Source organism: Candidatus Bathyarchaeota archaeon (assembly GCA_026014585.1).
GTDB lineage: Archaea > Thermoproteota > Bathyarchaeia > Bathyarchaeales > Bathycorpusculaceae > Bathycorpusculum.
This window is the reverse complement of record JAOZIA010000002.1, coordinates 55,884-76,912: the sequence shown is the minus strand read 5'-3', so window position 1 is coordinate 76,912 and position 21,029 is coordinate 55,884. Positions and strand designations below refer to the sequence as shown.

Below are 21,029 nucleotides of genomic sequence, written 5' to 3'. Positions count from 1 at the left end.
ATGTCTATCGTTAAACGTTTTATAACAGAGTCAATCAAACGCACAGAAATTGACGAGTACTTACAGAAAAAACTTGAACGTGCAGGATACGGCGGAGTAAACCTTTCCAAAACACCGTTGGGTACCCACGTAGTCATCTATGCCATGAGACCAGGATTAGTTATTGGTCGCGGCGGAGAAACAATCAAAGAACTCGCACAATCTCTTGAAACTAATTTTAAATTATCTAACCCTCAAATCAGCGTTTCAGAAATCGAAGTTCCTGAATTCAACGCGCACGTGGTAGCCTCCAAAGTTGCATCAGCACTTGAGCGAGGTGTTCATTTTAGACGTGCAGGCTTTTGGGCACTCAACCAAGTTATGGAAGCAGGCGCACTTGGCGCAGAAATCGTTATCAGCGGAAAACTTCGCACTGAACGCGCAAGATTTGAAAAATTCCGTGCTGGATACTTCCCAAGATGTGGAGAACCAGCGCTTCGTGCAATGAAAAAAGCTGAAGCTCATGTTCAACTTAAACCAGGCATGCTTGGTATACGCGTTAAGATTATGCCGCCAGATGCATACTTCCCGGATAAAATCGACGTTGTACCACCTCCACCCGAAGAAGAAAAACCCTATGAGGAAACAGTAGAAGCCACTCCTGCACAAGAGACAGTGCAAGCGCAACCTGAGCCAGAACCTGAACCAGAAACAAACGTTGTAACCAAAGAAGTAACCGATGAGGCACCCGCAGAACCCCAACCAGCACCAGCTCCCGAAGCTGCCCCTGCTGAAGAGGAACCTGCCAAAGAGGAGGAAAAACAGTAATGCCGATTTTACGCGTAAAAGAAATCACCAGTATGTCTGCTGAGGATCGCACAAAAAAACTTGTAGAATTACGCGCTGAACTTTCCAGATTGCGAACAATGACTCACGCTGGTGGCTCAGTGGAGAATCCCACCAGAATCTATGAACTACGCAAAGCAATAGCGAAAGTCCTAACAATTGAAAATCAAGAGAAAAAGAAACCATCAAAAAAACCTGAAAAGCCTGAACCCGCTGCTGCAAAGAAACAGTCAACATCTAAGGCTAAAAAGGAGAAAGCTTCTAAATGAGAATAACCCCTAGTATTATACAGTCTGAACTTATCGGCACAAGAGCAATGGTTGTAAAAAGCCCCAATGTTGACTATATGGGCTTAGCTGGGAAAGTTATTGATGAATCAAAAAATACTCTCACAATTTTGGATGAAGGTAAATCCAAACGATTGGTAAAAGATTCTTGTATCTTCAACTTCACCATGACCGATAACACGGTGGTTGAACTTGACGGTTCTCTTTTAGTTGGAAGACCAGAAGACAGATTAAAAAAAACAGTAAAGAGGCTATGGTAAATTGTCTTTGACATTTAAAAAACCCAAGAAAACCTGTGACGACCGCAACTGCCCATTCCATGGTACACTAGCCATAAGAGGCAGAGTTCTTGACGGAATAGTCCGCACAGCAAAAATGGATAAAACAGTGATTGTAGACCGAGAATTCATGGAGTTCTCATCAAAATTCGTACGTTACGAACGTAGACGTGGTCACATTCCATCTCACAACCCACCATGCTTAGACGTTAAAGAAGGCGACCGAGTGAGAATTGCAGAATGCCGACCAATCAGCAAAACCGTCTCGTTTGTTGTAGTTGAAAAATTAGGAGAGGAAAAGTAAAATGTGTGCGGCAAAGGCAAAGCAGAGAGCCCTCACAGCAAAAGGTATGCTGTCTCACGGACAAAACATTAGCCGTGGGCTTCACACTGGTTCCGAAATGAGATGCACTGATAACACAGGCGCACGTGTCCTGCGTTTAATCCAAGCAATGGGCTACAAAGGGCGCCTAAGACGTTATCCATCAGCAACTGTCGGCGACAAAGTCACAGTTTCAGTACGCCAAGGTAGTCCAGATATGCGTAAAAAGATTTTCCAAGCCGTAATTGTACGTCAAAAGAAATCTTTCCGCAGAATCGATGGTGTCTGGATTCAGTTTGAGGATAACGCAGCAGTAATCATTACTCCTGAAGGCGAAATGAAAGGCTCCGAAATTCGTGGTCCAGTCGCCAGAGAAGCAGCTGAGCGTTGGCCAAGAATAGCAAGCGCTTCAAGCATAATAGTGTAGGTGAATAAGAGATGCAGAAAACAAACTCAGTAAAAAATCCGCGTAAACAAAGAAAACGACTATTTAACGCGCCTGCGCATATTCGCCACAAGTGCATGGCTGCTCCGCTTTCCAAGGAATTAGCTGTACAGAAGGGCGTGAAAACTCTCCCAGTCCGCAAAGGTGACACAGTAAAGATTCAACGTGGAGACCACAAAGGATTTGAAGGCAAAGTTTCACGAATCGACCTTAAACACTTCCGAATATACATGGAAGGTTTAACACGGGAAAAAACTGATGGAACAAACATTTTCTTAGCAGTTCACCCCTCCAAAGTCATGATTAGAAACCTTAACCTTGACGATAAATGGCGCAAAAACATAATCAACAGAAAAGAAGCACCGCCATCAAAGAAAGAAAAAGAAGAAAAAGTCAAAGTAAAGGCAACACCACCCGCAAAGAAAGCCAAAGTTGAAGAGGAAAAACCTGTGGCAGTTGCAGAAGAGCAACCTACAGAAGTAGAAGCTCCTGTCGCAAAGAATGCACCTGCAAAGAAACCCGCCGCAAAAGCTACCTCAAAGAAGGAAGTTAAGCCAAAAGCAGCAAAGAAAGCTCCAGCAAAAGAAGAAGCTGAGGAAGAGCCCAAGAAAGCTGCAAAATCTCGCGCTAAACCTAAAACCTCTAAAAAAGTAGAGGGAGGACAATAAAATGGGACGAAGAGGAAAAACAGCAAGGCTAAAACGTAAGCCAGCACCAAAATACTGGCCTATTCACAGAAAAGAGCTACCTTGGATAGTAAAACCATCATCTGGACCTCACTCGCTCCAAGACTGCTTACCCTTAACGCTTGTTCTACGTGACATGCTTGAGGTTGCAGACAACCGCAGAGAAGGCAGATTAATCCTAACTGAAGGTAAAGTATTGGTTAACGGCAAAGTTGTCAAGAAAGATGATTATCCTGTCGGTTTAATGGATGTCATCTCCATGCCTGTTGCTGACAAATATTACCGTGTTATACCATCACACAAGGGTCTATTCCTGTTTCCAATAAGCAAAGAAGAAGCAAACTTCAAACTAGCCCGTGTTGAAGACAAAAAGACTGCTACAAACGCAGTTCAAATTGCCCTACACAATGGCTCAAACATGCTAATACAAGTTGCAGACATCAAAAACCCAGTTGAAGTAACATACGAAACATTTGACGTGCTCAAAATTAACTTAGAAGATCAGCAAGTCACTGAAGCATTAAAAGTCAAAGAAGGAAACTTGGCAGTACTTACAGGCGGAAAGAACATTGGTAAAATCGGTAGAATCGTTGAAATCGAAAAAACCGAAGCTAAAAAACGCCGCCAAGCACTAGTAGTCATTGAGGACGCTCAAGGTGCAAAATACCAAACAATCCTTGACTTCGTGTTTTCCATAGGAGAAACCGAACCTCTAATAGCATTACCGGAGGCTGCATGATTTGTCTGAAGATTTCACTCAAATCTGGCAAGAGCATCCAATGCGTCAGCCAAGAATTGAAAAAGTAGTTGTCAACTTAAACGCTGGCAAATCAGGTGAACCACTGGAGAAAGCTTCCCGCGTACTAAAAGAAATCACTGACCAAAACCCAGTTAAACGAAGAGCCAAGAAAAGCATCAGAGACTTCGGCATTCGTGAAGGCGAATCAATCGCTGTTGTAGTGACTCTTAGACGCCAAAAAGCAATAGACTTCCTAAAGAAAGTCCTGCCAATTGTCGATAACAAAGTCTCAAAAAGATCCTTTGATGAATTCGGCAACTTCTCTTTTGGCTTAAAAGAACACATCGAAATCCCGGGTGTCAGATATGACCCTGATGTGGGTATCTTCGGAATGGACATTTGTGTCACCGTGAACCGTCCAGGGCAACGAATCAAGACACGCCGAAAGCAGAACAAACATGTCGGTCTAAAGCACAAGTTAACGCCTGAAGAATCAATGTTCTTCATTAAGCAATTGTTAGGAGTAGAACTTGTTTAGAGGGTGAATGTATGGGAAAACAGCAATTAAAGAAAGAACGAAAATACGGAAAAGGTGTACGTCCATGCGTAAGATGCGGCTCATACGGTCCAGTCATCAGACGTTACGATTTGTACCTGTGCAGACATTGTTTCCGAGAAGCTGCACCAAAATTAGGATTCAAAAAATATGAGTAGGAGCAAAAAGCAATGGACACTTTAACAAATGGTTTGATAACAATCATCAACAACGAAATGCGCAACAAACGTGAATGCATCATCAGCCCTGCCTCTAAACTCCTCGGACGAGTTCTACGCATCATGCAACTCAACGGTTACCTAGGAGAATTCGAATTCATCGACGACGGCAGATCAGGCAAATTCAAGGTACAACTATTAGGCAGAATCAACAAATGCGGTGCTGTAAAGCCACGCTTTGCAGTTAAATCAACCGAATTCGAGGAATGGGAAAAGAAATTCCTTCCATCAAGAGACGTCGGCATCATGGTTGTCTCCACATCCAAAGGAGTCATCGCACACAAAAGTGCAGAAGAAAAGAACGTGGGAGGAAGGCTACTAGCCTTCGTGTATTAAGGTGGTTCACATGCGTTTACCTGAAGTATCCCGAATCGTTCAAGTCCCCGATGATGTGGATGTCACAGTAGCAGGAAAAGTCGTTACTGTTAAAGGCACAAAAGGCACCCTGATACGAGACTTCTCACATGCATCCGTAGAAATGGAAGGACAAGGTAAAGAAGTCAAAATCTGGGCAAAATGGCCCCGCAAAAAAGAATCCGCATTAGTCGGCACACTTGAATCACACATTAAAAACATGATAAAAGGCGTAACAAGCGGCTACACTTACAAGATGAAGATTGTGTTCTCTCACTTTCCCATCTCAGTGAAAGTACAAGGTCGCTCCGTCCTCATTGAAAACTTCACAGGCGAAAGACGACCAAGACACGTAAAAATCCTCGGCGACGTTAAAGTAAAAATAGACAACGAAGACGTGGTTATTGAGGGTATCAACTTAGAACAAGTCAGCCAAACAGCCGCAAACATTGAACAATCAACCAAAGTCCGCGGAAAAGACCCAAGAGTTTTCCTTGACGGTATTTACGTTTACGAACAAAATGAAGGAATGGCATAATGTCAGAAAACAATTCACCAACCCCACGCAGAGCATTACGCTTACGACAACGCATAAAAAGCAAGAAACCAGCCTTCGTAAGACCAGAAAGCTGGCGCTATGACAAATTTAGCGAAAGCTGGCGAAGACCACGCGGTTTAGACAATAAAGTCCGCCAAAAAGTTAAGGGTTGGCCACCAATGCCCAGTTCGGGCTATAAAGGTCCCAAAGCAACCCGTGGCTTGCACCCCTCTGGATACCGCGAAGTGATAGTTAACAATGTTGCTGACCTATCAACTATTGACCCAGCAACCCAAGCTGCAAGAATCGGACGCACTGTTGGCAAACGAAAACGAGCATTAATCATTGAAGCAGCAAAAAACCTCAAAATCAAGGTTTTAAACGTTAAAATCACTGCTGAGATAGAAGAGCCCGAAGAAGGCGCTGAAGAGGAAGTCGAAGAGGAAAAGAAAGCAGAAAAACCAAAAGCTGAAAAGAAAGAAAAGAAGAAAGAAGCGCCAAAAAAAGAGAAGGCAAAACCTAAAGAAAAATCTAAAGCCAAAAAGGGAGAAAAGAAACAATGACCGACCTAAGTAGTCAGCGCCGTTTAGCTGCTCAAATCCTCAAAGTTGGGAAGAATCGTGTCTGGATAAATCCTGAACGAATGGACGATGTTGAAGGCGCAATTACAAGAGAAGAAATCCGCAAGCTGATTCATGAAAAAATAATTGTTTCATTGCCAGCAGCGGGCGTGAGCAGAGGACGCGCAAAAACCATTCAGGCAAAGAAACGCTTGGGTAGACGCCAAGGTGCTGGTAGTTATACTGGTTCTAGCACAGCCAAAGTTACCAAGAAGGATGCTTGGATGCTTAAGATTCGTGCTTTGCGTCGTAAACTGCGTGAACTTAAAGCTAACCGCGTAATCACTGAAGAAACCTACACGGAATTTTACAGGATGGCGGGCAGTGGACGTTTTGAATCAATTGCTGATTTAGAACGTAACTTAAAAGCTAAAGATTTATGGAGGAAACGTTAAGATGGCAAAAAGTGCAAATTACCGATTACAACTGAGACGTAGAAGAGAAGGCAAAACTGACTATCAAGCGCGCAAAGGCTTTGTTATATCTGGCAGACCCCGCTTGGTTGTTCGTGGTTCACTGAAAAACGCTAACGTACAAATCGTCATTACAAAAACTGAAGGTGACCAAGTGTTAGCTGCAGCAAACAGCCGCGAACTCGTCAAGAGTTTTGGTTGGAAAGCAGCAACAGGAAACACTTCCGCAGCATACTTAACAGGTTTAATCTGTGGTTTACGTGCCAAATCAAATGGCATTGAAGAAGCAATTTTGGATATCGGGTTGGTTTCGCCGACTAAAGGTTCCAAAATCTTTGCTATGCTCAACGGAGTGGTTGACGGCGGCGTGGATATTCCATTTAGCGAGGAAAAACTTGTTAAAGAACGCTACAAGGGTGAGCAAGTTGCTAAATATGCAAAGAGTTTAGGTGTAGGCTCAGATGAGTACAACGCTAAATTCTCAAAATACTTGGCGCAGGGTCTTGCACCTGAAAAGTTGCCTGAGCACTTTACCAAAGTTAAAGCCGAAATTGTGGCTTCATTCAAAAAGGGTGAGAAGAAAGCATGAGTCGACAACAAGGAGATAGAAGAACCGTTAATTTAGAAGAATGGGTTCCTAAAACACGCCTTGGAAAAATGATCCAAGAAGGTAAAATCACAACCATCGAAGACGTTTTCCTAAGCGGCATAAAAATCAGCGAACCCCAAATAGTAGATGCCCTTCTACCTGACCTTCAGGAAGAAGTCATCAACGTTAACTTGGTACAGAAACAAACTGACGCAGGCGAAAAATCACGCTTCAAAGCAATCGTCGCAGTCGGCAACAGAGACGGCTACATCGGCCTTGGCAACGGAAAAGCTGGTCAAGTCCGCAATGCCATCGAGAAAGCCGCAGCAAACGCAAGAATCAACATTGTTCCAGTTAAACGTGGATGCGGAAGTTGGGAATGCGGTTGCGGAAAACCTCACTCAGTTCCATTCCAAGTGGAAGGAAAATGTGGCGGTGTCCGTGTCGTTATTGTTCCTGGTCCAAGAGGTTTAGGATTGGTCAGCAGCGAAGTAGCCAAAGTAATTTTGGGCTTAGCTGGAATCAAAGACCTATGGATGAGAAGCTACGGCTCCACAAGAACAGTGCCCTCTTATGCATGCGCTATCTTTGACGGATTAACCAAAACATACAATTTGATTACTCAGCAGGATTGGGTGAAATAGAAATGTCGCAAGAAACACAAGCATATACACCTTTACTCGTGGTTAAAATCCGCGGTATAGTTAGAGCACAACGCGAAACACGAGAAACACTCAAGTTCCTACACTTAGAACACACAAACCATGCAGTACTAATTGACAACCGCCCAGCATACAAAGGTATGCTTCAACGTGTCAACAGCTACGTAACCTGGGGCGAAGCAGACAAAGCAACCATTGCAGAGCTAATCCAGAAACGTGGACGCTTAGCAGGCAACAACAAAGTCACTGAGGAATACCTGCAAAAAGCTGGATTCCAAAACTTTGAGGAACTTGCCGACGCCATAATGGCTGGTAAAGTCGAATTTGCAAAATTAGCGCTCACGGTTCCAGTGTTTAAGTTGCATCCGCCACGCAAAGGCTTTAAGGGTAACACCAAAAAGAGCTTCCGCGCAGGCGGCGAAGCAGGAAACCGCGGTGCAGCAATAAACGACCTCGTTAAACGCATGGTCTAAACAGCCAGCGTATTTTCTTAATTTTTATTTTTTTATATTCTTTAGCTGTAGTTTATTTCACCCATTGAAAAATACAAACACCACTTCACATTGCAAACCCCCAAACAAATTCAAGGATAACTCGCGAAATGCCAATGTGTCTGTCACTTTCCATTGAAGAGGTTTTTTCTGAGGGCGGATTTAGCAAAGGCTTAAGTTGGCTTTGCTTCCTTAAACTATTGAGGGATAATCATGAAGTCTTGTTTAACTGTTTTTTTGATTGTTACTTTACTTGCTGCATTAGTTATGGTAAATTTTGGTGCTGTGCAAGCAGCAAGCAACGTTTCAGGCATAATAACCACTGATACCACTTGGACAAAAACCGGAAGCCCCTACGAACTCACAGGAAACGTGCTCATCAACCACGGCGTAACCCTCACTATTGAAGCAGGTGCCACTGTGAACTTCAATGGTTATGAACTAATGGTGAACGGCACCTTAATTGCACGCGGTGCCAGCGGAGAAGAAATTCACTTCAACGGTGGAGAACTGGAATTAACCCCCTTTAGTACGCCTTGGGATGAGGCAACTGGAACAGGAAGCATAATTGATTACTGCATATCAAGTTCAACTTTGCTGTGTAGCTGGGACACAAAAATCAGCAACAGCTATATCGATGGTAGAGTTTGCGTCAGTGGTAACTATTCAATAATTATAGGAAACACAATTACTCAAGGTGTTGCTATCAGTACTTACAGTTCAGGAAACATCACTAATAACATAATTATGGGTACAAACGCTATATCAGGAAAATCTATTGAAACAAGCAATGGTAATCCAGTAATAACCCATAACACCATCCAGAATGGAATATTTATCGGAGCTCCTGGAGGTAATCGTCGTGCATCTGCCACAGTTTCATACAATACCATAAATGGAGATGTCAGTATAGCCGATGACTCAGTTATTTCATATAACACTATAACAAGTGACGTTTTGCTTTCAGGCGAGTCAATACTGACTTCTAACATGATATCTGGTGAGGTAACTGTTACTGGTCGTAATGTCACAATTTTAGAGAACACCATAAGCGGTGGCGATGCAGGAGTTAGTTTGCCTGATGCAGGTATGTACTCAAGTGCCACAGTGACAATTGCTGGAAACACAATTTTTGACTGTGGAACTGGAATTTATGTTGGCGAGAATTTTTATATCCGTGGCTCAGAAGTTTGGGGTTCTAATGATGCAGCCATCACTGATAATTTGATTTATAATTGCACTTACGGAATCCATACAAAATCGAATGCAACTGCTGAAAAAAACACGGTAGTTTACAATACTTATGGTATCAAAGGTGGTCTTCTTCAGTATAACTTGATTGCCTACAACACTTGCGGGGTACTGGGCGCAACCAAATCCAACTATAACAGCATATATGGCAACTCTCAATACAATATGGATTTAGGTTCTCCAGGTGGTGGCATGATGGGCGGCTATGTAGTAAGTGATGTAGATGCAACCAATAATTGGTGGGGAACCACGGATTCCTCAGCGATAAACCAAACTTTCTATGATTATTACACAGATTTCATACTTGGAAAAGTAATATACATCCCCTTCCTAACTGCGCCTGACCCGCAAACACCCACCTCAACAACTATACCCTCGTTCACTTCCATCCCAACGCTGTCTCCTGCTTCACCAACTGCATCGCCAATCCAAATCCAAACCAGCACGTCCCCGGGCACAACAACTCCAAGTGCAACAACAGAAAACCCGATCTTCTTTGGATTACCCATAGACTGGGTCATAGCAGTAGTCATAGTTGTTGCTATCATTGCAGTTTTAGCTGTGGTTCTTTTCAGAAGAAAGCCACAAACACACCCAATCAAACCCTAACATTTTTTGGGTTGAAAAAGCGCCAATCGTGACCTCCCCTCTATCGTTTCTGCAATGATTAACTAATAGGCTCCAAATAGGCGGCAAATATGTGGTGGAGTGTTTATTTTATGATGTATTCTTTTGCGACTTGGATGGTTTGCACGTTTTGGTAGCACTGACCAAAAAGTTCCTGATGCTCAGTATGCACTGGAAATAGCCGTTTGGGTGCGATATAATTTATCATTTCTACAAGTTGGTCTTTGCTGATGTGCCCTGATGCGTGGATTTGGTGGAACTGCATGCCGAAATGGTTGAGCCAGTTATGCATTACTTCGTCTTGGATGTCTTCTTCGCTGAAAGGTTCGCTCATGCTGTGGATGAATTGGCTGCCCAGCTTGGGTTTGATATCGACAAGTTCAGTGAACTGGTTAAACTCTAAATCCATCACCAATTTGCCCTGATTCTTTTGAATATCCCTATCAGTTACCATCTTGTCCATAAACGCGCGGTCCCAAACAAAATAGTCCTTTTCGCAGTGATTGCCTGTCTTCTTTTTTTTGTAATAAATCAGGATGTCTTTGTCTTTGACGGGGTCAGGAACTGAGAGATGCTCATCTTTTAGCAGTTTCGTGATTAAATAAGCCGTTTTGGGCGTTATCACTAGTTGTCTGCCTGTTTTTTTGCAAACGCTATAGAAGGTTTTGAAGCGGTCTATGTCGCGTCCTGCATGCATCACAAAAACTGCTTTGCTGGTTTCTGAAACGATTTTGCTGCTGTGTTGCTTAACCCGTGCTTCGGAATAGTTCTGCCGAGTTTCTCGTGGTGCCATACGTGTGCCTTCACAAATCATAGCTACAGGCTGGGCAGCTTTGGCTTTTTCAATAAAGTTTTCAGTTAAATCCTTGCGTGGACCATGCCTTCGAACGTCGCCAGTGTAAACTATTGCTCCTGCAGAAGTGTGGATTATGAAACCGTATGCGGCGGGAATGGAGTGGTCAACCGCTATAGGCTCCACAGTTAAGTTGCCTACCGTGATTTGTTCGCCTGTTCGGAACTGCCTGTAGGGGTGCTCGCCGAAATTGAAGAAGCCTCCTGTTTCTTCCATGCATTCCATAAACAGTTTTGTGCCACACCCAAGGTAAACGGGGATTGTTTTGTCTAAAAACTGCACGTGTGATACGTGGTCAGAGTGGGCGTGGCTGAGAAAAACCGCGTCAACAGTGGGTTCTTGGTAAGATAAGTCTGTGGATGTGAGCATTTCCTTGTCGTATAAGCCCGGAATTTTTGGCAGCATGTTAAACTCGAAGTAGTCGCCTAAGCCGTTGATGCCTCTTGGGGCAAGCCAGCCTGTGAAGTATTCCTGCCCAAAAGTGAAGCTCTGTCCAAAATCAAGAAAAATCTTGGTTTTTCCATCTTGGAGCAGTATTTTATTGCCGCCGATTTCGCCTACTCCACCGTAAAACGTGAGTTTAACCATTGCCGCTCAATAGGAGTCTGTGTTTTGCATTTATTAGTTTATTGTATATAACAAAATGCTCTTAGTTGTGATTCTTTTGTGGCTGCATTTAGCAACAACACACTCTTAAATCGGTTGCTCGCCAAATTATTAATCAGCAGTTTACCCCTGGTGAACCTTGAATGGCTAAATCCGAATTAATTATTATAATAGCCATCATAATTATCGTAGCAGCGGGTAGCGTGGCTACATACGTTTTTTTAGCTCAACTGGGCACTCCATCAGGATTTAACGGCAAAGACCTTTACGTTGGCGAATACGGGTTTGGGTCAACTTCAAGTGTTACTTCTCCTGGTGTAACAATGACTTTCACTGTTGGACAAACCGTAACAATAACTCTTCATAACGTTGGCGAAAAAGCTCACAACTGGGCAATAGTTGATGCTAAATCTCCAACAGCAATCGTGCTTTGGAACGCTCAAATCGCAAACGCAAGCAATCCCGTTGCACCAGACGATTCGATTTCAGTAACTTTCACTATTGATAACGCCGGAAGCTACTACTACATAAGTCAAGTCGGTGATGATGTCTCTTTAGGAATATGGGGTGTAGTTACCGTTAACCCCTAACCGTACCCTATTGCTCAGCGTTACTTGTTAGCTGCTTAATTTTTTCCAGTCTATCCCTCCAGCCCAAAAACAGGTACATTTCGCTGGCAACTGAAAGTGGCATAACTGCAAAGTCTTTGCCAAACACGTAAATATGCTGAGATATAAACTCAAAAACTCCTCCCCAGTTGTGTCCATCTATCTTAAAGCGTATGTTCCCCTGAACTTTTATGGGTACACCGTGAAGACTAAAATTAAAACCGTAGCTTCTGACATAAACTGGGCACTCTTTTCTGTTGATTATGGTTTTTCTTTTAAGTTGGTATGTTTGAAAGTTTAAGGGTTGAGGCTTAAACTCTTGCATTATTTGGTACATTTTTTCAGCGTTAATTGTTGAGCAAACAATTTCTATCTCGTCCAGTTCAACTTCTATTCCTTGTAATCTTTCTGCTAAACTGCCAAATATTGTCCAGTTAACGTTTTTGCCTTCTAATTTTTCGTTGAGGATAAGTAATGCTTGCATGTACTCTTTTGGAATAAAAGTTGCCTCGTGTTGCTGTTGCCTGCAGGGGTTTTGGTCATTTGGCAAAAACAATTTTTTATCCTCAAAGGGCTAACTCTTAGAAATACTTTTAAGGGTATGTGGTTGCTTGGTAGTTGTAACAAAACCTGCAGTATTTAACAAGAAACCCTGAACAAAAACCTTAAAGGAACCTGATTTCGCTGTAGAGTCTAATCGTGGAACAAGGGTTTTTGAGCAACGAAGTTTTGTTGGTTATTCAGAGAATATTTATATTAGGCGTCTCTGTTTTACTGCAAGGAAAAACCATAAGGGACAAGAGTAAATTGACAACTCCTCATGATGTTCCAGCATCAAAATACATAGACCGATTAGCAAAGTATCTTAGGGAAAACGTTGACGAAGTTCAACCACTCCCATGGTCAGCAATCGCTAAAACAGGCACCCATGTTGAAAAACAACCCCAGAATGCAAACTGGTGGTACATACGCGCCGCATCTGTTCTGCGTAAAGTTTACGTTCACGGTCCAATCGGGCTAGAAGCTCTTCGCGCTGACTATGGCGGAAGAAAAAACCGCGGTAGCAAAACAGACAAAGTTACCAAAGCTGGCGGAAGCGCTATTCGTAAAGTTCTTCAGCAACTTGAATCAGCAGGTTTAGTCCAAGTTGTGAGACCTAAAGGACGTGTAGTTACTCCGAAGGGTCGCAAGTTGATGCAAGAAGTTGCTGGTGATTTGCAGAAAGAACTGGTTAAAGTTGTCCCTGAACTGAAGAAGTATCAAGGCGAATAAATGAGATGTCGGATGCAGAGCTTGAAGCAATTCGCAAAAGAAAACTTTTGTCGATGCAGCAAAAAGTAAGTGCTGAAGATAAACAAGCTCAAGCCGAACAACAAATTGAAGCTCAAAAACAGGCTCTTCTCAGGCAAATATTGAGCCCTGAAGCGCGGGAAAGACTAAATAACCTGAAAATGGTTAAAGCCGAGTTTATTGAGCAGCTCGAGTTGCAGTTAATTCAGATGGCACAGACAGGCAAAATGCCTATACCGCTCTCTGACGCGCAGCTTAAGCAAATCCTAGTTCAGCTTCAATCTCGGAAGCGAGACATAAAAATTACGAGGATATGAAAATGGCACGTGTAAAACCAACCGCAAAAAAACGCAGGCTAGCTAAAGCTGGCAAATCATCAGTGTCTGTTCCAACTTGGGTTATGGCCAGAACTGACGGTACAGTTAGAGTTAATCCTAAAAGCAGACGCAACTGGCGTATGAGCAAAATAAAGCCTTAGGTGTAAGATAATGGCAAAAGAAAACAAACAACAATTAGAAACAGAAGAAATTACTGATGAAGAATTAGAGGCAGAACTAAACGAGGAAGAAGCCATAGAAGAAACAGCAATACAAGAGCCAACTGAAGCAAAACCCTCAGAGCAAGAAGCTGCTGAGGAAGTAAAGCCAAAGAAAAAGAAGAAAGAAGAGGACGAATTTGTTGAGGAACGCATATACACTGTTCCACTGCAAAAAGCAAACATTCGCCCACCAAAGAAACGTTCACCACGCGCCATGCAACTGCTCAAAATTTTCATGGTTAAACACATGAAACTTGACGTTCGCGTTGACGAGGACGAAGACGCAGAAGATTTGCCACAGTTGATTGTAGCCCCAGAAGTTAACGAGAAAATCTGGAGCAAAGGCATCGAAAAGCCCCCCCGCCGAATCCGTGTGCGCGCAGCCAAAGACAAAGACGGCAACGTTACGGTTTTCCTCGCTGAAAACCAGTAATTTCTTATTTCTTTAAATAATTCTTTGTTTAACTGATTTTATACTGGTGAATTGTTCGTGACTGTTTACTTGTCCAGCATCGTTGGAAGCCCCAGCATCGGCGTGTACTCTTTGGCAACTGAAAACGTAGTTGCCATACCTATTATGGTTCCTAAAAAGAAAGCCCAAGAATTTGCAGACTGGCTCAAAGTCAAACTTATCCACACCTCCATCAGCGGAAGCGTCCTCATCGGCGCTTTAGCATGCGCAAACAACAACGGCATGCTACTCCCAAACAGCATACGCGAAGAAGAACTCGAACACATCAAAGAAGGCTACAGCGGCAACATCACCGTTATGGCAACCAAAAAAACCGCGTACGGCAACCTTGTTCTTACTAACGATAAAGGCGCAGTAGCGGATCCCCGCCTAAAACCTACTGAAATACAGAAAATTTCTGACACGTTAGGTGTGGAAGTTGTTCAGACTGAAATCGCTGGGTTACCCTACGTGGGCTCATTGGCTTGCGCAACTAACAAGGGTGTGCTGGCTCATCCGATGCTAAAAGAGGAAGAAAAGAAAACGCTGGAAAGCGTTTTTAAAGTTCCAGTGGATGTGGGCACGGTTAATTGTGGTGTTCCTTATGTTGGAACGGGATTGATTGGTAATAGTGGTGCTGCGGTTGCTGGCTCCATGACAACTGGTCCTGAAATGTTCATTATTGAACACGCTTTGGACACTTTATAATTCCTGCTTTTTCCATTTTTGAAGTGCGCGCAAAATGAACCCCAAAATGCTGTAGTCCCACTTTTTTGGTGAATATGTTTATAATTGGGAATGCAAAGATGTTGTGCAGGAAGATGAGTTAAATGAAAGTTTTCAAAGTAACGGGCCAAATCAGCAAGCCTGAGCTTAACACTCCATTCGCTAAAGAAGTGATGGCTGAGAAAAAAGAGCATGCCGTAGAGAAAGTTTATGCTGAAATCGGCAGCAAGCACCGTGTCAGAAGGTACCACATAAAAATCACTTCAGCCGAAGAAGTCTCTGAAGAAAACATTGAAAACCCAATTCTTAAAAAAATGCTCTCTGAGGCATAAGCTTTGGCAGTTCACGACCACAGCCACGATGAAGAAGAACTTCGCAAGCTCAGCATGGAAATGCGCTACCTTGAACAAACCGCTGAAACCCTTCAGCAACGCATCAGCATGATTAATGCTGCCATAAACGACTTAACCTATGCCAACGAAACCTTAGAAGGCATAGAGAAGGAAAAAGAAAACTCTGAACTTCTTATTCCAATCGGCGGAAGCGCATACATGAAATTTAAGCTCGCCGACTCTGACAAAGTAATAATCTCTCTTGGCGCAGGCGTCTCGGTTGAAAAAACCTTAGCTGAAGCAAAAGCAACAATAAAAGAGCGCACTGAAGAGCTTGAAAAAACTCTGCAAGCTGGACAACAGCAGTTCCAGCAGGTTGCGGAACGTTTAGGTTCAAGCCGAAACCGCGCTCAAACAATACTTGCCAACGTACGAGAAGGGAAACAGTAAAACAATGTTTGAGAAGCTTAAGTCCGGTTTCAAAGGCCTAGTCTCAAAAGTAACAACAACCGAACTTAAAGCTGAAAACATTAACCCAATTCTTTCAGATTTTAAAATGAGCCTTGCCGAAAACGATGTGGCCTTCCCCGTTGCAGACAAAATCTGCGATGAACTTGAAAAACGCTTAACCGGCTACCAAGTTAAACGCATGGAAGACCGCAAAAAAATCGTCGAAGATAACCTTAGGCAAGTTCTCTTGGATGTTATGCTTACAAAAAACCAAATAAATTTCCTAAACCTAATTGAGGAGAAACGCAAGAAAAAAGAGCCATTTTCTATCCTGTTTGTCGGCATTAACGGCACAGGAAAAACCACCACAATCGCCAAAGTTGCCCAGTTCCTCAAAGACAAGGGAATCTCGGTGGTTTTGGCAGGTGCTGACACTTACCGTGCAGGCTCAATTGAGCAGCTTGAAGAGCACGCTAAACGCTTGGGTCTGCGTGTAATTAAGCATACGTATGGCGCTGACCCAGCCGCAGTTGCTTTTGACACAATCAGCCACGCAAAAGCGCACGGTGTAAACGTGGTTTTGATTGACACTGCGGGTAGAATGTAAACTAACCAGAACTTAATGAATGAGTTGATTAAGGTGAAACGTGTGGTTAAGCCTGACTTGACTGTTTTCACTGTGGACTCACTGATTGGCAACGATGCGGTTATGCAGGCGGAAGAGTTCAACAGTGCCGTGGGCATTGATGCAACAATTCTCACTAAAGTTGATGCGGACGTGAAAGGGGGTTCCGCGCTCAGTGTAACTTATGTTACGACTAAGCCTATCTTGTTTATTGGGGTAGGTCAAACCTACAAGGATTTAGAGCTGTTTAATCCTGAAAAATTCGTTAACATGGTTCTACGTGCTTGATTCTTACGGGTGGGCTTTTCTGTTAGGTTTCTTCTAACTCGACAAGTTTAAAGCGGATTTTGGTTGGATAAACCCAATATGCTCCAATGAAGTCCCCCATGTTCTGGTTAACATCTAAAGCCTCAAAGAAACCCAAAAACGCCTCATCCACACCTGCAGTGCTCTTTGACGTGTAAACTTTAAGATTAACCAAGACCTCCTTGTCAATTGTTAAATCCTGCATGGAAATCTCCTCTGGGACCTCAACAGAAAACATGAGCCCCAATAAGGAGTCCATCACGGCGGCTTTGCGGATTTTCTCGTTTTTACTTTTTACGGTGACTACTCTTTGGTCAAAAACTCTAAAATTCCAATCTGACGTGGCATCAAAAGAAGTAGACATAAAATTCACAAAATAAACAAAGAAAAACCCCTTAAAAAAGATGCGGACTATTTTTTCTTCCAGTTTTCTGGGTCACGCAGGTTCTGCACTGGAGAGTCCGTGTTAAACCCCTGTGTTGTTTGGGCTTTCTGCCTGTATTTTATTTCGGCAACTTTGGCTTTGCCTTCTTTGCTGCTGAGTTCCACGCTGTTTTCCAGTTTATGTATGGTTTTGCCGATTCTGCGTTGTCCACGGGTTGTTATTGGTCTCATTTTTCTTCAACAGCATAATTGGTTATTTTGTATTTTTAGATTTTGCCTCAATTAATTAAAAGTCTTGGCAATTTTTTCACTGTTGTGTTTTTGTTTAGGGAGAAGAAAAAGAAGTGTTAAGTAAGTCAAGCCCTGTGCCTCTTCCAGATAAGGGTTAGAACGCTGAGGGGAACATCCTTATCCTTTATTGGCTGCCAGACTTACTTAACTGTGGCTGGCTACTTCCTCTTTCACTTTGGCTCTGAAATACTCATGCCCATCTAAAAATATAAAATAATGTGGTTGCATGATGATACAACAAACAGAAAACCGCTAACAGGCTTAACTAAGTGTTATTGCTCACAGAAGCTACTTTATGTTCTTAAAATCGTAACCGCAATTATCGCAGACATACATAGCCAAATAGAAATACGAGTTTTCTATTTTTCTTGCGGGTTTAGCAATTTTTTTTCCACATTTGGGGCAATTAACCATCTTAGCGCACTCTATATATAAAAATCAGGCAAAAAAGAATATCAAGATTTGTTGTCTCACAGATGTAACAATCTTTGGCTTAAAAAAAATAAAACCCAAACGGGTGGTTAGGTTCAGTGAACTGCCATGTTTAGGCAGGTTTTGTGGTCTCTGGCTTTCTGCGTTTGCGGAACAGTATGAAAACGTGCCCTCTAACCTCAACCAGCGCCGCCTCAGTTTGCTCTGCTGCGGCTGTTGCAATTTTTTCTGCAGTGTTATCGCCTACTAAGGCAGCGGGAAGTATGCGGATTTTTACCATTTTGTTTTTTTGTAATTGTTTTTCGATTTCAGCTACCAACTGCGTGGTCAAGCCTTCTTTTCCAACCCAAACTGTTGGGTTTTCGTCTTTAAGGACGTGCCGCACATGGCGTTTCATTCGTGTTGTTATTTCGTTCATTATTTTTTTTCCTTCTTGTTTAGCATGTAGCGGCTTTGACATCCGCAGTTTAAACATGTAACTACAACGTGAGGTTCTCGTTTTTGTTGAATTCTCACTCTGCAATTGTAACCATGCACCAGCAGACTATTACATTTTTTGCACAATCTACGCCTGTACTCTTTGGGCAAAGATACTCTTGCGGACATCGCAATCCTTCGAGCCAACTCAATGTAGCGCCTGCAAAGCGCGGGGTTAGTTTTCACTTGTGCCTCAGCTAAGCTAAATAGTGTGTCTATGCGTTGCCTTGCAATCTGCTTAATCGATGAGGATTTTGTTTCTTTTTTCAACACAAGTCACATAAAATCAGGTTTTTTGGTCTACAATCTCTCTTTTCAACTGCTGCACTGCCCCGTAAATCTCCATCGGCTTACATTTTAGTGTACACTGGGCTTTCACGGTGCTAAGTGATGAATCTACGGGACGTTTTGCTGGCCAAGTGAAAATGGATGCTTCAACTGGTTCAATATAGTTAATACTCAACCCGAAAGCGTCGGCGATTTTTTGGGCAAACTCATAGCGGCTAATCCGTGAAGCACCACACAAATGGAATGTGCCTGTGAGTTTTCGCTCAACCGCTTCAAGAGTCATCTCTGCCAAGTTAGTGTTAAGTGTTGGTGTGTTCCATTGGTCGGTGACTATGCGGATTTTTTCACACCTTCGAAGCTGTTCGATAACCCAGAGTGCAAAATTGATTTTTCCCGCTGCTGGGGTGGCTCCGTAAATGACGCTGGGACGCGCAATAAAGTAGTTTGGCAGTAAGTCTTTGACTACTTGTTCTGCTTTGAGTTTGGTTAAGCCGTAATAGTTGATGGGGTCTGGCGTGTCGGTTTCGGTGTAGTTGCCTTTTTTGCCGCTGAAAACGTAATCTGTCGAAATATAAACTAGATACGAGCCTACATCCTGCACGGACTGCACGATATTTTCGGTTCCTTCAACGTTGATTTTCCATGCAAGACTCTGATTCTGCTCACACTTGTCCACGTCAGTTAATGTTGCAGCATGAACCACAGCGTCAGGTTTAACTTTCTCAAAAACCTCTTTCACCATTGCCCTGTCAGCAACATCCATTTTCACGTATTTGCCGTAAACGCTGAGTTCTTGAATGTCTGAGGCGTAAACATCAAAACCCCGCTCAAGTGCCATCTTGGCAAGCTTGGACCCATACAGTCCGCTTGCGCCCGTAATTAGCAGTTTCAATGAAGTCCACCAATCTTCCAGGGCGTGGGATGCAAGATTACGTCAGTTGCAAACGGACTCCACCAGTGCTCATTATTTAGGTACCATGTGATGGTTGACTCCAAAGATTCTTCAAACTTGTGCTTTGGCACCCACCCAAGCTCTTGCCTTAGTTTGGATGAGTCTAAGCTGTAGCGTGTGTCATGTCCAGGGCGGTCTTCTACAAACGTGATTAAGCTTTCAGGCTTGTTGAGTTGGCTGATGATTTTTTTAGCTATGGTAATGTTTGTTACTTCGTTGCCTGCGGATACGTTGTAGATTTCGCCTGCTTTGCCCTTCTCCAGAACTGTTGCAACAGCTGAGCAGTGATCCTCAACGTGTATCCAGTCGCGAACGTTTTGTCCAGTGCCGTAAATGGGAATCGGCAAATCACGCAGGGTGCGGATAACGGTTTTGGGAATAAGTTTTTCAGGTAGCTGGTATGGACCAAAATTGTTGGTGCAGCGGGTAATAACCACGTTTAAGCCGAAGGTTTTGTGGTATGAGAGCACGAACATGTCCGCGGCGGCTTTTGAAGCTGAGTATGGGTTGCCTGGTCTTGGCGGCGTGTTCTCGGTAAATGAGCCTTCAATGGCTTCTCCGTAAACCTCGTCTGTTGAAACCTGCAGAAACCTTGCTTTATGGTTGTGTCTTCTGATGGATTCGAGGATGGTGTATGTGCCGATGGTGTTGTTTTGCAGGAATATGTAGGGGTCAGCGATGCTTCTGTCAACGTGTGTTTCCGCGGCGATGTTCACTATCATGTCTACTTGATGGATTAGCCTGTTCATGAGTTGGGGGTTGCAGATATCGCCTTTTATGAAAGTGTACTGTTTATTGTTCTCTATGTCTTTTAGGTTGGCTGGGTTAGCGCCAATCCCGATTTTGTCAACGTTAATCAGTTCCCAATCTGGATAGTTTGCAAGTAGGTACTTGCAAAAGTTGCTTCCGATAAACCCTAAACCGCCAGTCACTAAAACCTTCATAACATTTCACCTACTTGTTTGGTGAGAGATTCCAATCCCAAACTTTACCAACCCGACAATCCTTCTCATTACCATTAACAGATTTAGGAATCAATGTGGGGTCATTCCATGCTCTGCGTTCCTCATCTGGGTCTTGTGGATTATACAGGTTAGTTGTAAAATAAAGCAGCATCGCGGGCTCAACACCCACAGCTTTGAAACCATGCCAGTACTGCCCTGGAACACGGACAATCTGCATGGCCGCATCGCTGGAGATGACTTCGTCTAGTTCGCCGCTTTCATCATCGTAAACACCGATTTTGATTTGTCCCTTTAAAACCAGAAAGTAATCCACTTGCCCCCGCAGGTGCCTGTGCCATGCCCTGATAATGCTTGGGTAAGTGATTGAGCAGTTAGCTTGGGCGATTTTGTCTTCGCCAAAAAGGTCTTTCCAGTCTGTTCGCATTACCTCTGAAAAGATGTCTCTTTCGTCTGGGAAACGTTTTATCGGCTTAATTATTAACCCTTTAAGCATGGCTGTTCTTTCCTTAGTGACGTGATTTGTTAATAACATAGTTCCTTTGTACGCTTTATAA

General features: G+C 43.3%; 32 protein-coding genes and 3 pseudogenes. 26 read left to right on the top strand and 9 right to left on the bottom strand.

The genetic code is table 11. From position 1 onward, the window contains the following. From NWF01_00585 to NWF01_00505, 17 genes and pseudogenes are all read left to right on the top strand, one after another. Positions 1-807, top strand: a complete 807-nt coding sequence (locus tag NWF01_00585) for a 30S ribosomal protein S3 (protein MCW4023517.1) — start codon at positions 1-3, stop codon at positions 805-807. After that, positions 807-1,094, top strand: a complete 288-nt coding sequence (gene rpmC, locus NWF01_00580; GenBank protein ID MCW4023516.1) for a 50S ribosomal protein L29 — start codon at positions 807-809, stop codon at positions 1,092-1,094. The genes NWF01_00585 and rpmC overlap by 1 nt, the downstream gene beginning before the upstream one ends. Further along, a complete protein-coding gene (locus NWF01_00575; protein ID MCW4023515.1) occupies positions 1,091-1,372 on the top strand; it encodes a ribonuclease P protein component 1 in 282 nt (93 codons plus the stop codon). The genes rpmC and NWF01_00575 overlap by 4 nt, the downstream gene beginning before the upstream one ends. Positions 1,373-1,379: 7 nt before the next feature. After that, positions 1,380-1,694, top strand: a complete 315-nt coding sequence (locus tag NWF01_00570; GenBank protein ID MCW4023514.1) for a 30S ribosomal protein S17 — start codon at positions 1,380-1,382, stop codon at positions 1,692-1,694. Between the two features lies 1 nt (position 1,695). Continuing rightward, positions 1,696-2,139: a 50S ribosomal protein L14 gene (locus NWF01_00565; protein MCW4023513.1), complete on the top strand. Its 444-nt coding sequence runs from the start codon at positions 1,696-1,698 to the stop codon at positions 2,137-2,139. Positions 2,140-2,150: 11 nt separating this feature from the next. Next, positions 2,151-2,513: pseudogene (gene rplX, locus NWF01_00560) on the top strand (50S ribosomal protein L24). A gap of 313 nt (positions 2,514-2,826) precedes the next feature. Continuing rightward, positions 2,827-3,582: a 30S ribosomal protein S4e gene (locus NWF01_00555; GenBank protein MCW4023512.1), complete on the top strand. Its 756-nt coding sequence runs from the start codon at positions 2,827-2,829 to the stop codon at positions 3,580-3,582. Between the two features lies 1 nt (position 3,583). Then, complete coding sequence (locus tag NWF01_00550) at positions 3,584-4,120, top strand: 50S ribosomal protein L5 (GenBank protein MCW4023511.1); 537 nt, start codon at positions 3,584-3,586, stop codon at positions 4,118-4,120. A gap of 11 nt (positions 4,121-4,131) precedes the next feature. Continuing rightward, positions 4,132-4,296 (top strand): 30S ribosomal protein S14, encoded by a 165-nt coding sequence (locus tag NWF01_00545; protein ID MCW4023510.1) that lies wholly within the window; start codon positions 4,132-4,134, stop codon positions 4,294-4,296. 12 nt (positions 4,297-4,308) lie between these two features. After that, positions 4,309-4,692, top strand: a complete 384-nt coding sequence (locus tag NWF01_00540) for a 30S ribosomal protein S8 (GenBank protein ID MCW4023509.1) — start codon at positions 4,309-4,311, stop codon at positions 4,690-4,692. Positions 4,693-4,702: 10 nt separating this feature from the next. Next, positions 4,703-5,248, top strand: coding sequence for a 50S ribosomal protein L6 (locus NWF01_00535; GenBank protein MCW4023508.1), 546 nt, complete (start codon positions 4,703-4,705; stop codon positions 5,246-5,248). Next, a pseudogene (locus NWF01_00530) lies at positions 5,248-5,640 on the top strand (50S ribosomal protein L32e). Before NWF01_00535 ends, NWF01_00530 begins: the two are co-directional and overlap by 1 nt. A gap of 167 nt (positions 5,641-5,807) precedes the next feature. Then, positions 5,808-6,263 carry a 50S ribosomal protein L19e gene (locus NWF01_00525; GenBank protein ID MCW4023507.1) on the top strand — a complete coding sequence of 152 codons (456 nt, stop codon included), beginning with the start codon at positions 5,808-5,810 and terminating at the stop codon, positions 6,261-6,263. Between the two features lies 1 nt (position 6,264). Then, positions 6,265-6,870, top strand: a complete 606-nt coding sequence (locus NWF01_00520; protein MCW4023506.1) for a 50S ribosomal protein L18 — start codon at positions 6,265-6,267, stop codon at positions 6,868-6,870. After that, a complete protein-coding gene (locus NWF01_00515) occupies positions 6,867-7,514 on the top strand; it encodes a 30S ribosomal protein S5 (GenBank protein ID MCW4023505.1) in 648 nt (215 codons plus the stop codon). The genes NWF01_00520 and NWF01_00515 overlap by 4 nt, the downstream gene beginning before the upstream one ends. 2 nt (positions 7,515-7,516) lie before the next feature. Further along, positions 7,517-8,005, top strand: coding sequence for a 50S ribosomal protein L30 (locus NWF01_00510; protein ID MCW4023504.1), 489 nt, complete (start codon positions 7,517-7,519; stop codon positions 8,003-8,005). A 231-nt stretch (positions 8,006-8,236) separates the two neighbouring features. Then, a complete protein-coding gene (locus NWF01_00505; protein MCW4023503.1) occupies positions 8,237-9,883 on the top strand; it encodes a hypothetical protein in 1,647 nt (548 codons plus the stop codon). Between the two features lie 103 nt (positions 9,884-9,986). Here the strand turns inward: NWF01_00505 and NWF01_00500 are convergent, their stop codons facing one another. Beyond that, entirely contained in the window at positions 9,987-11,342 is a 1,356-nt protein-coding gene (locus tag NWF01_00500) for an MBL fold metallo-hydrolase (GenBank protein MCW4023502.1), read from the bottom strand. A 161-nt stretch (positions 11,343-11,503) separates the two neighbouring features. On the opposite strand from NWF01_00500, the gene NWF01_00495 reads away from it, so the two are divergent. Next, positions 11,504-11,950: a hypothetical protein gene (locus NWF01_00495; GenBank protein ID MCW4023501.1), complete on the top strand. Its 447-nt coding sequence runs from the start codon at positions 11,504-11,506 to the stop codon at positions 11,948-11,950. A gap of 7 nt (positions 11,951-11,957) precedes the next feature. Here the strand turns inward: NWF01_00495 and NWF01_00490 are convergent, their stop codons facing one another. Beyond that, entirely contained in the window at positions 11,958-12,524 is a 567-nt protein-coding gene (locus NWF01_00490; protein ID MCW4023500.1) for a hypothetical protein, read from the bottom strand. 251 nt (positions 12,525-12,775) lie between these two features. On the opposite strand from NWF01_00490, the gene NWF01_00485 reads away from it, so the two are divergent. The 8 genes and pseudogenes from NWF01_00485 to ftsY all read left to right on the top strand — a co-directional run bounded on the left by NWF01_00485 (position 12,776) and on the right by ftsY (position 16,668). Beyond that, positions 12,776-13,240 (top strand): 30S ribosomal protein S19e, encoded by a 465-nt coding sequence (locus NWF01_00485; GenBank protein MCW4023499.1) that lies wholly within the window; start codon positions 12,776-12,778, stop codon positions 13,238-13,240. Further along, positions 13,237-13,575 (top strand): DNA-binding protein, encoded by a 339-nt coding sequence (locus tag NWF01_00480; GenBank protein ID MCW4023498.1) that lies wholly within the window; start codon positions 13,237-13,239, stop codon positions 13,573-13,575. The genes NWF01_00485 and NWF01_00480 overlap by 4 nt, the downstream gene beginning before the upstream one ends. A gap of 2 nt (positions 13,576-13,577) precedes the next feature. Further along, complete coding sequence (gene rpl39e / locus NWF01_00475; GenBank protein MCW4023497.1) at positions 13,578-13,736, top strand: 50S ribosomal protein L39e; 159 nt, start codon at positions 13,578-13,580, stop codon at positions 13,734-13,736. 211 nt (positions 13,737-13,947) lie between these two features. Further along, positions 13,948-14,229: a 50S ribosomal protein L31e gene (locus NWF01_00470; protein MCW4023496.1), complete on the top strand. Its 282-nt coding sequence runs from the start codon at positions 13,948-13,950 to the stop codon at positions 14,227-14,229. Between the two features lie 57 nt (positions 14,230-14,286). Next, positions 14,287-14,955, top strand: coding sequence for a translation initiation factor IF-6 (locus NWF01_00465; protein MCW4023495.1), 669 nt, complete (start codon positions 14,287-14,289; stop codon positions 14,953-14,955). 122 nt (positions 14,956-15,077) lie between these two features. Next, positions 15,078-15,305 carry a 50S ribosomal protein L18Ae gene (rpl18a, locus tag NWF01_00460; GenBank protein ID MCW4023494.1) on the top strand — a complete coding sequence of 76 codons (228 nt, stop codon included), beginning with the start codon at positions 15,078-15,080 and terminating at the stop codon, positions 15,303-15,305. Between the two features lie 3 nt (positions 15,306-15,308). Beyond that, entirely contained in the window at positions 15,309-15,755 is a 447-nt protein-coding gene (gene pfdA, locus NWF01_00455; GenBank protein MCW4023493.1) for a prefoldin subunit alpha, read from the top strand. 4 nt (positions 15,756-15,759) lie between these two features. Next, positions 15,760-16,668 (top strand): annotated as a pseudogene (gene ftsY / locus NWF01_00450) (signal recognition particle-docking protein FtsY). A 22-nt stretch (positions 16,669-16,690) separates the two neighbouring features. Here ftsY and NWF01_00445 read toward each other — a convergent pair. The 7 genes from NWF01_00445 to NWF01_00415 form a co-directional block, all read right to left on the bottom strand. Then, the gene (locus NWF01_00445) at positions 16,691-17,050 is read right to left on the bottom strand and encodes a hypothetical protein (protein MCW4023492.1); all 360 of its coding nucleotides are present in this window, start codon (positions 17,048-17,050) and stop codon (positions 16,691-16,693) included. Between the two features lie 47 nt (positions 17,051-17,097). Then, positions 17,098-17,301, bottom strand: coding sequence for a hypothetical protein (locus NWF01_00440; protein MCW4023491.1), 204 nt, complete (start codon positions 17,299-17,301; stop codon positions 17,098-17,100). A 604-nt stretch (positions 17,302-17,905) separates the two neighbouring features. Continuing rightward, positions 17,906-18,211 carry a YhbY family RNA-binding protein gene (locus NWF01_00435; GenBank protein MCW4023490.1) on the bottom strand — a complete coding sequence of 102 codons (306 nt, stop codon included), beginning with the start codon at positions 18,209-18,211 and terminating at the stop codon, positions 17,906-17,908. Continuing rightward, the gene (locus tag NWF01_00430; GenBank protein ID MCW4023489.1) at positions 18,211-18,540 is read right to left on the bottom strand and encodes a ribonuclease P; all 330 of its coding nucleotides are present in this window, start codon (positions 18,538-18,540) and stop codon (positions 18,211-18,213) included. The genes NWF01_00435 and NWF01_00430 overlap by 1 nt, the downstream gene beginning before the upstream one ends. A 16-nt stretch (positions 18,541-18,556) precedes the next feature. After that, the gene (gene rfbD, locus NWF01_00425) at positions 18,557-19,450 is read right to left on the bottom strand and encodes a dTDP-4-dehydrorhamnose reductase (protein ID MCW4023488.1); all 894 of its coding nucleotides are present in this window, start codon (positions 19,448-19,450) and stop codon (positions 18,557-18,559) included. Continuing rightward, positions 19,447-20,454, bottom strand: a complete 1,008-nt coding sequence (gene rfbB / locus NWF01_00420; protein ID MCW4023487.1) for a dTDP-glucose 4,6-dehydratase — start codon at positions 20,452-20,454, stop codon at positions 19,447-19,449. Before rfbB ends, rfbD begins: the two co-directional genes overlap by 4 nt. A 10-nt stretch (positions 20,455-20,464) precedes the next feature. Further along, the gene (locus NWF01_00415) at positions 20,465-20,968 is read right to left on the bottom strand and encodes a dTDP-4-dehydrorhamnose 3,5-epimerase family protein (GenBank protein ID MCW4023486.1); all 504 of its coding nucleotides are present in this window, start codon (positions 20,966-20,968) and stop codon (positions 20,465-20,467) included. Positions 20,969-21,029: the final 61 nt, after the last annotated feature.